The 9,137-nt window shown below is 71.8% G+C and carries 9 protein-coding genes; 5 read left to right on the top strand and 4 right to left on the bottom strand.

Features of this window, described 5'->3' with window-relative positions; translation table 11 throughout:
- On the bottom strand, positions 1–238 hold a 238-nt coding region (locus PKC53_RS10305; protein ID WP_324428390.1), incomplete at its 3' end, for a hypothetical protein.
- Between PKC53_RS10305 and PKC53_RS10300 the strand changes: the two genes are divergently transcribed.
- From PKC53_RS10300 to PKC53_RS10290, 3 genes are all read left to right on the top strand, one after another.
- Positions 140–550: a CFI-box-CTERM domain-containing protein gene (locus tag PKC53_RS10300; RefSeq protein WP_324428389.1), complete on the top strand. Its 411-nt coding sequence runs from the start codon at positions 140–142 to the stop codon at positions 548–550. The two genes, PKC53_RS10305 and PKC53_RS10300, sit on opposite strands and share 99 nt — an antisense overlap.
- A gap of 570 nt (positions 551–1,120) precedes the next feature.
- A complete protein-coding gene (locus PKC53_RS10295) occupies positions 1,121–1,648 on the top strand; it encodes a helix-turn-helix transcriptional regulator (RefSeq protein WP_324428384.1) in 528 nt (175 codons plus the stop codon).
- Positions 1,649–1,658: 10 nt separating this feature from the next.
- A complete protein-coding gene (locus tag PKC53_RS10290) occupies positions 1,659–2,318 on the top strand; it encodes a nucleotidyl transferase AbiEii/AbiGii toxin family protein (protein ID WP_324428383.1) in 660 nt (219 codons plus the stop codon).
- A 269-nt stretch (positions 2,319–2,587) separates the two neighbouring features.
- On the opposite strand, the gene PKC53_RS10285 is transcribed toward PKC53_RS10290, so the two are convergent.
- The 3 genes from PKC53_RS10285 to PKC53_RS10275 form a co-directional block, all read right to left on the bottom strand.
- Positions 2,588–3,241 (bottom strand): hypothetical protein, encoded by a 654-nt coding sequence (locus PKC53_RS10285; RefSeq protein WP_324428382.1) that lies wholly within the window; start codon positions 3,239–3,241, stop codon positions 2,588–2,590.
- Entirely contained in the window at positions 3,238–5,670 is a 2,433-nt protein-coding gene (locus PKC53_RS10280) for an AAA family ATPase (protein ID WP_324428381.1), read from the bottom strand. The genes PKC53_RS10285 and PKC53_RS10280 overlap by 4 nt, the downstream gene beginning before the upstream one ends.
- 190 nt (positions 5,671–5,860) lie before the next feature.
- Positions 5,861–7,069, bottom strand: a complete 1,209-nt coding sequence (locus PKC53_RS10275) for a tryptophan--tRNA ligase (RefSeq protein ID WP_324428380.1) — start codon at positions 7,067–7,069, stop codon at positions 5,861–5,863.
- A 63-nt stretch (positions 7,070–7,132) separates the two neighbouring features.
- Between PKC53_RS10275 and purN the strand changes: the two genes are divergently transcribed.
- Together purN and PKC53_RS10265 are read left to right on the top strand one after the other, a co-directional pair.
- The gene (purN, locus tag PKC53_RS10270; RefSeq protein ID WP_324428379.1) at positions 7,133–7,774 is read left to right on the top strand and encodes a phosphoribosylglycinamide formyltransferase; all 642 of its coding nucleotides are present in this window, start codon (positions 7,133–7,135) and stop codon (positions 7,772–7,774) included.
- A 31-nt stretch (positions 7,775–7,805) separates the two neighbouring features.
- Positions 7,806–9,074, top strand: a complete 1,269-nt coding sequence (locus PKC53_RS10265; protein ID WP_324428378.1) for an RsmB/NOP family class I SAM-dependent RNA methyltransferase — start codon at positions 7,806–7,808, stop codon at positions 9,072–9,074.
- Positions 9,075–9,137 lie beyond the last annotated feature (63 nt).

Here is a 9,137-nt window from a genome sequence, read left to right as displayed (position 1 = left end):
CGATCAAGGTCCCGAAGGAGCCTGACGTGCAGCAGGCCGCTGCGGTGACGAACGGCGTGTTCCAGCCGGCGATCACGGAATGAAGACCGGGAAGGCACGGCGCGGTGACGGCGCTGTTGGGGCGTCCGAGCTGGCGAAGATGGGACGGTGTGAACGCCTGGTGGTTCTCGAATCCGTCCACGGGCCGCGTCGAAGCCCATCGCAGGAAGAGGCCCGCCGCAGGGGTATCGCTGCCCATGCGCGTTTCGAACTGCAGGGGCGGCGCGCCTCAGCGCCAGGTGGCGGTTCGGCTCGACGATCAGGGGAGAGGTGCTTCATCGCGACGATGGTCTTCGGAGACGCCTGGCAGACCGATTCGCTGCGCGACTTCAGGGACACGGTCCTGAGGCCGCGGCCTTGGGGGCGACGCCTGGTGGCGGCCTACTATGCGGCCGGGCCCCGCCTTTGCACAGTTCTGCAGCACTGCCCGCCACTGCTAGGGTTGACTAGGTGGATCCTGGGTTTCGTGGCGCATGGCTGGCGGCGATGGTCGGCAAGGCGTCGACCATGAGGTTCGAGCCGATGTGGCCGTGGGTGCTGCTCCTGGCTGTCGCCTTGGCAGTCGCGTGGCACCTGTTCCGGCGTCACCGCGCACGCGTTGCAGAGTGGAGGGACCGACCGGCCGCTCTGCGGGACGCCGAATTGATCTGCGTGGAGGCGCAGTTCAGGTCGAAGAGCCGCTGGCCCATCGTGGCGAGGGTGGACAGGGCCTATCGGCTGCCGACCGGTGTGGTCGTGCTGGTCGAACTGAAGACGCGGTCGGCCCCAGCGGTGAGAACGCCGGATGTCATCCAGCTCTCGGCGCAGCGGGTGGCCGTTGAGGACGAACTCCGTGTTCGAGTGTCTGACGAGGCGTTCGTCCTCTTCCCTGGCCGGCACTCAGCGCCGCCGGCCGCACGAGTGGTCCGCTTGATGTCGCGGGAGCAAATCGAAGCCGTTGCAGCGAGGCGCCGTCGACTGATCGATGGAATCGAGCTCCCGCAGTGGCCCGACAGCGAGCACGTTTGTCACGGCTGTGGGCAGCGAGCGGCCTGCGGCGCCGCTGGCGAGCGCCTGGCGGGTGCGGTCCGGAGGCGCTAGAATGTCCAAAATATTTGACAAGGCTTCAGGCCAAGCTGTGGACCTCTCCAACCTGGGCACCATCATCCGCGAGCGGCGCGAGGCGCTGGGACTGACGCAGTCCCGGCTCGCGCAGCTGAGCGGGCTTTCGCGGCAGACGCTGGTCGGCCTGGAAGCGGGCGCGCTGAGCGATCTGGGATTCAACCGGGTCGCCCAGGTGCTGGCCGTGCTGGGGCTGGACCTCGATCCGCCCAGCCAGGCAGCGCGCGCCCGGAAGCGGGGACTGTGGATGGCGGCGAAGAACGCCAGCGTGAGCTACGTCCAGGAGGTGCCGCCCGACACGCTCGGTCACGCGCTGGTCAGCGGCAGCGTACCGAAGGGCTACGCGGCCCACCTGACGCACCTGCTGGACGAGGCGCCGGTGCCCTTGGTGGTGATGGCCGTGGAGGAAGCCGCCGCGAACGAGGGCGTGGCCCCCAAGGCTGTGTGGCGCAACGTCGCGAAGCTCGCCAGGTCACTGGCCGTGCACCGGCAGGGCCTCTGGGCGTGATGAGCGTGCAATGAGGTCGCTGCCGTCTGGCCCCTGGGAAGTGCTGTTCCCGCGAGCGCTGCAGCTGGTCGACGACATCCAGCGCCATGGGGGGCTTGCGGACCCGTTCTGGACCTTCGGAGGCGGGACCGTCCTGATGTTCAGGTACGGACACCGCCTCAGCAAGGACATCGACATCTTCGTGCCGGATCCGCAGTACCTCGGCTACGTGACGCCCCGACTCAGCGACACGGCGGCATCGCTGACCGAGGAGTACACGGAGATGCCGGGCTCGTTCGTCAAGCTGCAGTTCGAGGAAGGCGAGATCGACTTCGTGGCCGCACCGAACCTCACCGACGCGGCCTGGGAGCGGTGGGAGATCCAGGGGCGGCCGGTGCGCGTCGAGACGGCTGCGGAGGTGATCGCCAAGAAGATGTACCACCGCGGGGACCGTGCGACGGCGCGCGATCTGTTCGACCTCGCCATGGTGGTCGAGCGGGAGCCGGATGCGCTGGCGGCAGCCGCGCCTTTCCTTGTGCGGCACCGGGACAGGTTCCTGGAGCAGATCTGGCAACCCGGGGCCGGGTTTGTGGCGACCTTCGAGGCGATCGCTGCGACCGGGTATCAGCCGAGCATGGAGCACTGCGCAGAGGTTGCCACCGCCTACCTTTCCGCGTTGAAGGACGGATAAGCATCGCGACGTTGCGGGCGACGGGCAGGACCGCCAGAATGTCGTTGCTGATGGTCTCAAGACGTCCCATGCGGACAAGGGGAACAGACGGGGGAACAAGTCAGTTTTCCTCGGCGCTTTTCCCAATGAGATCAACAGCTTAGGTCGCCGTTTTGTATCCCATCAGCCACCCCAAGTGAAGGATCGAAATCAGGGCCCCGCGGGGCCCTGATTTAGTTGGCTCGTTGGCTCGTTGGCGCCGCGCCGCGATGGGCGCACCGGCGCGACCTTCATCCCACCAGCAACGCCGGCTGCGGCAAGGTGGCCAGCATCGCTGGGGTGGCCAGCGCCCGCGGCAGCACGAGCAAGTCGCAGCGCGCTGCCGTGACGGTGTCGCTCGTGCGGCCGGATGCGGCGTGGCGCACGACCAGCGTGCCGCCCAGCGCCTGCGCGGCCTCGCGACCGACCTGCTTGCTGCGCCGGCCGGCTTCGCTGTCGTCCGTGACCGCGACGATCACCGGTCGCGCGGTGGCACGGCGCGGTGGCGCCAGCGCCGGCGACGCCGTGCCGACGAGCACCAGGTCGGACTGCGCATGCAGTTCGAATGCGGCGCGCGGCAGCGCGCCGCGAACCACGCGCATCGACCAGTGCACGGCGTGGCGCAGCGTGATGCGCTCGGTCAGCGCGCGCAGCCGCTCGGCCTGCGCGCGGTAGCCGAGCTCGACGTCGACCGGCTCGAGCCGGTGCCACTGTGCGCCGCCTTCGGCGAGCACCTGCGTGAACGGCAGCGAAGCGGCGATCAGCGCCGGCACGCTCTCGACGTAGACCACCTCCAGCGGGCGCCGCAGCACCTGCGCGAGCGCCGTCGACACCTCGATCACGTGCCTTGCGAGCGCGGCGTCGTCGAGCAGCGTGAGCAACTGCGGGCGGGCCTCGGCGCTCACGTGCGGCCTCCGTCGTCGACGACGCGACGCAGCATCCCCGGCGCGCGGCGGCGCGTCACGCGGGGCTCGCCGCGGCGCAGCCGCGCGTACTCGCGCAGCCGCAGCGCGATGCGCCCGTTGACCGTGTCGGCCTGCGCCAGGCCGGGGTCGCCGGCTGGCAGCCCGGTCATGCGTTCGAGCGCGTCGTCGACGCTGCGCACCGCGTGCACCGCGAAGCGCCCGGCGGCCACCGCGTCGACGACGTCGTCGCGCAGCATCAGGTGCGACACGTTGGCCTCGGGGATCAGCACGCCTTGCGTGCCGTCGAGCCCGCGCGCGGCGCACACGTCGAAGAAGCCCTCGACCTTCTCGTTGACGCCGCCGATCGCCTGCACGTCGCCAAACTGGTTGACCGATCCGGTGACCGCCCAGCACTGGCGCACCGGCACGTCGGCGATCGACGACAGCAGGGCGACGAGTTCGCCGAGCGACGCGCTGTCGCCCTCGACCAGGCCGTAGGTCTGCTCGAACACCAGGCTGGCGGCGATCGCGTACGGCTGCAACCGCGAGTAGCGCGCCGCGAGGAACGACGACAGGATCATCACCCCCTTGGCGTGCAGCGGGCCGCCGAGCTGGGTCTCGCGCTGCACGTCGATCACCTGCCCGTCGCCGAGCCTCGAGGTGGCGCTGATGCGCGTGACGCGGCCGAAGCTCTCGTTGCCGATCTCGTACACCGACAGGCCGTTGACCTGGCCGACACGCTCGCCGGTGGTGGCGATCATCAGGATGTCGCGCTGCACCGCGTCGTGCACGCGCTCGTGCACGCGCGCCACCCGCTCGCGCCGCGCGGCGATCGCCGCGGCGACGTCCTGCGCCTCGATGCGCGCCTCGCCGCGTGCGCGCGCGCCGTGCTCGGCCTCGAGCAGCACGTCGAGCAGCCGGCGCACCTGCGCCGTGATGCGCGTCGCGTCACCGGCCAGCCGCACGCCGTGGTCGATCAGCCGCGCCAGAGCGGCGCCGCTGGGCTCGAGCAGCTGCCGCGACTGCAGGTGCACCGCGAGCATGCGCGCCAGCGCGCGCTCGGTGTCGGCGCCGCGCGGCATGTCGTCGCCGAGGTCGGCGAGCACGCGGAACAGCTCGTCGAACTCGGGGTCGACGGCCTGCAGCAGCTGGCACACCCAGCGCTCGCCGACCAGCACCACCTTCACCTGCAGCGGGATCGGCTCGGGCTCGAGCTGAACCGTCGAGACCACGCTGAACATCTCGGCCAGCGACTCGAGCCGGATCTCGCGGCGCAGCAAAGCGCGCTTGAGCGCGGCCCAGGCGAACGGCTGCTGCAGCAGCTTCACCGCGTCGATCAGCAGGTAGCCGCCGTTGGCACGGTGCAGCAGCCCGCCCTTGATCATGCGGAAGTCGGTGAGCAGTGCGCCGAAGCGCGCGATGTGGTCGACCCGGCCGACCAGGTGCTGGTACGACGGCAGGTCGGCCTCGACGATCGGGGCCCCGTCGCTGGCGCCGGCGTCGAGCACCAGGTTCACCTCGTAGCGCGCGAGTTCGGCCTGGCGCTCGGGGCGTGTGCCGCTGCCTTCGTCGTCGTCGCGGGTGCGGAAGTCGTTCGCGTTGTCGATCACGTCGGCGCGCACCGCGTCGAGGTAGGCGCATACGCGCGGCAGGGCGGCGTAGCGGGCCTTGATGTCGTCGACGGCGTGCTCGACGGCCAGCAAGGTCATCGAGCGGTCGAGCGCGCGCACGCGGTCGGCGTGTTCCTTGCGCATGCGCATGTGCGCGCGCAGCATGCGCAGCAGCTGGTCCTGCAGCTCGCTGACCGCCTTCTGCAGCTCGGCGCGGCGGTCCTCGGGCAGCGCCTCGAAGACCTCGGGCGACATCACCTCGCCGTCCTTCTGCGGTGCGAACGTGAACCCGACCGGCGTGCGGATCATCGCCAGGTCGCGCCGCTGCGCCTCCTGCGCGACCTCGCGCAGCGCCTGCTCGGCACGGTCCTTGAACTCGTGGTTGATGCGCTCGACCTGCGTCGCGTACTCCTCGGACTCGAACACCGCGGCGATCAGCGTGCGCAGGTCGGCCACCAGCGCCTTCATGTCGGCGCACAGTTGTGTGCCCTGGGCCGCGGGAAGTTCGAGCGCGATCGGCTGGTGCGCGCGCTCGAAGTTGTTGACGTAAACCCAGTCGCTGCGCCGGCGCGCGTCGTTCGCCGCGACGCCGGCGATCACGCGCCGCGCCAGGCTGCGCCGCCCCGATCCGGGCGGGCCCATCACGAACAGGTGGAAGCCGTCGTGCCGCGTCGCGATGCCGAACTCGACCGCGGCGCGCGCGCGTTCCTGGCCGACGATGCGCTGCGCGTCATCGGGCGCGGCCGGCTCGGCGGCGTCGAGGAACGCCGGGTCGCAGCGGCGGACGAGTTCCTGGGCGGGCAGCGCGCGGGTGGGCATGGGCGGGTCGATGCGTCGGACGGGTCGGAACCCCGAGTGTGCGTCAGGCGCGTCGGGGCGACGTCGCGGCCAGGCGTCTTGCAGGAAGCCGCCTCGCTCGAACGGCCAACGCCGCCCGATCCTCATCGCCAAGCTCGGCGTGCGGTGGCCGCCGAGTGCGTCGGGGTCGCCCGACGCGCGCTTCAGCAGTTCAGTAGTTCAGCCCCATTGCCTCGCGCACGTCCTTCATCGTGCGTCTGGCGACGGTGCGCGCCCGCTCGGTGCCGACTTCGACGACCCAGTGCACCTGCTTCGGGTTGGCGAGGTAGGGCGCGGCGCGTTCGCGCCATGGCTGCTGCTCCCTGACGATCGCGTCGATCACCGGCTGCTTGCACTCGAGGCAGCCGATGCCGGCGCTGGTGCAGCCCTCGACGACCCAGTTGCGCGTCGCCTCGTCGCTGTAGAGCTTGTGGAACTGCCACACCGGGCAGCGCTCGGGGTTGCCCGGGTCGGTGCGGCGCACGCGCGCCGGGTCGGTGGTCATGCCGCGGATCTTCTTCTCGACCACCGCCGGCTCGTCGCGCATCAGCACCGCGTTGCCGTAGCTCTTGCTCATCTTCGTGCCGTCGAGGCCGGGCAGGCGCAGCACCTCGGTGTGCAGCGCGTGCGGCTCGGGCAGGATGGTCCTGCCGCTGCCGCGCAGGTGACCGAGCAGCAACTCAGTGTCGTCGTCGCTCCAGCCGGCGACGGCGCCGACGGCCCTGCGCACCACGGCCTCGCCCTTGGCCAGCGCGTCTGCGCTGCCGGTCTCGCCGTAGGCCTTGCGCTGCTTGTCGAAGTAGCGCGCGTCGTCCTTGCCCAGCCGCGCGAGCGCGGCGGCGACCTTGTCGTCGAAGCCGGGCACGCGGCCGTACAGGTGGTTGAAGCGGCGCGCCACCTCGCGCGTGAGTTCGACGTGCGACGCCTGGTCCTCGCCGACCGGCACGTAGGCGGCCTTGTAGATCAGGATGTCGGCGGCCTGCAGCAGCGGGTAGCCGAGGAAGCCGTAGGTGGCGAGGTCGCGGTCCTTGAGCTTGTCGATCTGGTCCTTGTAGGTCGGCACGCGCTCGAGCCAGCCCAGCGGCGTGCCCATCGCGAGCAGGGTGAACAGCTCGGCGTGCTCGGGCAGGCGGCTCTGGATGAAGATCGTGCAGCGCTCGGGGTCGAGCCCGGCCGCGATCCAGTCGATCACCATCTCGTAGACGTGCTTCTCCAGCACGTCGCGCTCCTCGTAGTGCGTGGTCAGCGCGTGCCAGTCCGCGACGAAGTAGTAGCAGTCGTACTCGTCCTGCAGGCGCACCCAGTTCTTCAGGGCGCCATGGTAGTGGCCGAGGTGCAGCGCGCCGGTGGGGCGCATGCCGGAGAGGACGCGGGCTTTCATGCGCGCGATTCTAGGCGGCGGCCATCGCGCGGGCGCCGGCGCTCGGCTGGCTACACTGCCGCGGTGACGCGCATCGTGGTCCTGATCTCCGGCCGGGGTTCGAACCTGCGGGCCATCGTCGACGCGGGCCGCGTGCAGCGCTGGCCGGCGCAGGTCGTGGCGGTGATCAGCGACCGCGACGACGCGGCCGGGCTTCGTTTCGCGCGCGAGCACGGCATCGCCACCGAGGTGGTCGACCGCGCCCGCTTCGCCTCGCGCGCCGAGTTCGACGCCGCACTCGCGGCCACCGTCGACGCGCGTGCGCCCGATCTGTTGCTGCTCGCCGGCTTCATGCGCATCCTCGACGCCGCGTTCGTGCAACGCCACGCCGGGCGCATGCTCAACGTGCACCCGTCGCTGTTGCCGGCGTTCACCGGGCTGCACACGCACCGCCGCGCTCTCGATGCCGGCTGCAAGCTCGCCGGTGCGACGGTGCACTTCGTCACCGCCGAGCTCGACCACGGCCCGATCGTGATCCAGGCCGCGGTGCCGGTGCTCGCCGACGACACCGAGGCGACGCTGGCGGCACGCGTGCTCGCGCAGGAGCACGTGATCTACCCGCTGGCGGTGCGCTGGTTCGTCGAGGGTGCGCTGCGCATCGACGGCGGCATCGTGCGCCACGCCGACGGGGCGCCGCAGTGGCGCTTCGCCGGCGTGCCCGGCTGATCGGACCGCGCCGGCCCGGTCGCGGTCGACGATGCCTGCCGCGCGCGCCCGTTCGCTGCTCGACCACGCGCAGGCGCTGCTGCGCGAGGTGCTGCGCTTCGACGCCGCCGCCGACGCCGTCGTCGCCGCCTACGTGCGGCGCCAACCGGGGCTCGGTCCACGCGAGCGCCAACTGCTCGCCGACACCGTGTTCGCCGCGCTGCGCCGCCTGCCGCTTTGGCGCCACCTCGCGCGCGACGCGCCTGGCGCCGTCGAGCGCCGCATCGCCGCGCTGGCCTGGGCGGGCGACACCGACGCGCTCGCGCGCAGCCTGGACGCCGGCGAGCGCGCGTGGCTCGATGCCGCGCGCGCCTGCGACGTCGAGACGCTGCCCGACACGCTGCGCCACCACCTGCCCGACTGGCTCGCCGCGGCGCTGCGCGCGCAACTCGCCGACGACGAGTTTTGGGCGCTGGCGCGTGCGCTGCTGGCGCCGGCGCCGCTGGACCTGCGCGTCAACGTGCTGAAGGCGCGCCGCGAAGCCGCGCGCGCCGCGCTGGCCGACGCCGGCATCACGACCGAGCCGACGCCGTACTCGCCGTGGGGACTGCGCGTGCAGGGCAAGCCGTCGTTGCGCGGTGTCGCGGCGCTGCAGCGCGGCGAAGTCGAGGTGCAGGACGAGGGCAGCCAGTTGCTGGCGCTGCTCAGCGGGGCACGGCGCGGCGAGACGGTGGTCGACTTCTGCGCCGGCGCCGGTGGCAAGACGCTGGCGCTCGGCGCGATGATGCGCGGCAACGGCCGGCTGTACGCGTTCGACGTTTCGGCTTCGCGCCTGGCGGCGCTGCAGCCGCGGCTGCAGCGCGCCGGCATCGACCACGTCTACCCGATGACCATCGCGCACGAGCGCGACGAGCGCGTGCAACGGCTGGAGGGCAAGGTCGGCCGCGTGCTTGTCGACGCCCCCTGCTCGGGGCTGGGCACGCTGCGCCGCAACCCCGACCTGAAGTGGCGCCACACGCCGCACACCGTCGAGGCGCTGGTCGCGACGCAGCGCGCGGTGCTCGACGCGGCGGCGCGGCTGCTGGCGCCGGGCGGACGCCTCGTGTACGCCACCTGCAGCCTGCTTGAGGCCGAGAACGAAGCGGTGGCCGACGCGTTCGGCGCCGACCACCCGCGCTGGCGTCCGCTCGACGCGGCGGCAGTGCTCCAGCATGCCGGGGTGGCCGACGCCGCGTCGCTGGCACCCGCCGGGCGGCTTCGGCTGTGGCCGCACCGGCACGGCACCGACGGCTTCTTCGCGGCGGTCTGGCAGCGGCCCTGAACCGGCGCGCACCGTGCTGGTGCGCCATACGGGGTTTCCACCGGCGCCGGCGGGGGTGGTCGA

It is taken from the genome of Azohydromonas sp. (assembly GCF_035325925.1).
Lineage (GTDB): Bacteria > Pseudomonadota > Gammaproteobacteria > Burkholderiales > Burkholderiaceae_C > Calidifontimicrobium.
The sequence above is the reverse complement of the archived record's forward strand: the minus strand, read 5'-3'. Positions and strand labels throughout refer to the sequence as shown.

Excerpts from the sequence above, each read along its gene's own strand:
- PKC53_RS10295 (WP_324428384.1), top strand. The coding sequence starts at position 1,121 with ATGTCCAAAATATTTGACAAGGCTTCAGGCCAAGCTGTGGACCTCTCC.
- PKC53_RS10280 (WP_324428381.1), bottom strand. The coding sequence starts at position 5,670 with ATGCCCACCCGCGCGCTGCCCGCCCAGGAACTCGTCCGCCGCTGCGAC.
- PKC53_RS10265 (WP_324428378.1), top strand. The coding sequence starts at position 7,806 with ATGCCTGCCGCGCGCGCCCGTTCGCTGCTCGACCACGCGCAGGCGCTG.
- PKC53_RS10290 (WP_324428383.1), top strand. The coding sequence starts at position 1,659 with ATGAGGTCGCTGCCGTCTGGCCCCTGGGAAGTGCTGTTCCCGCGAGCG.
- PKC53_RS10275 (WP_324428380.1), bottom strand. The coding sequence starts at position 7,069 with ATGAAAGCCCGCGTCCTCTCCGGCATGCGCCCCACCGGCGCGCTGCAC.
- PKC53_RS10300 (WP_324428389.1), top strand. The coding sequence starts at position 140 with ATGGGACGGTGTGAACGCCTGGTGGTTCTCGAATCCGTCCACGGGCCG.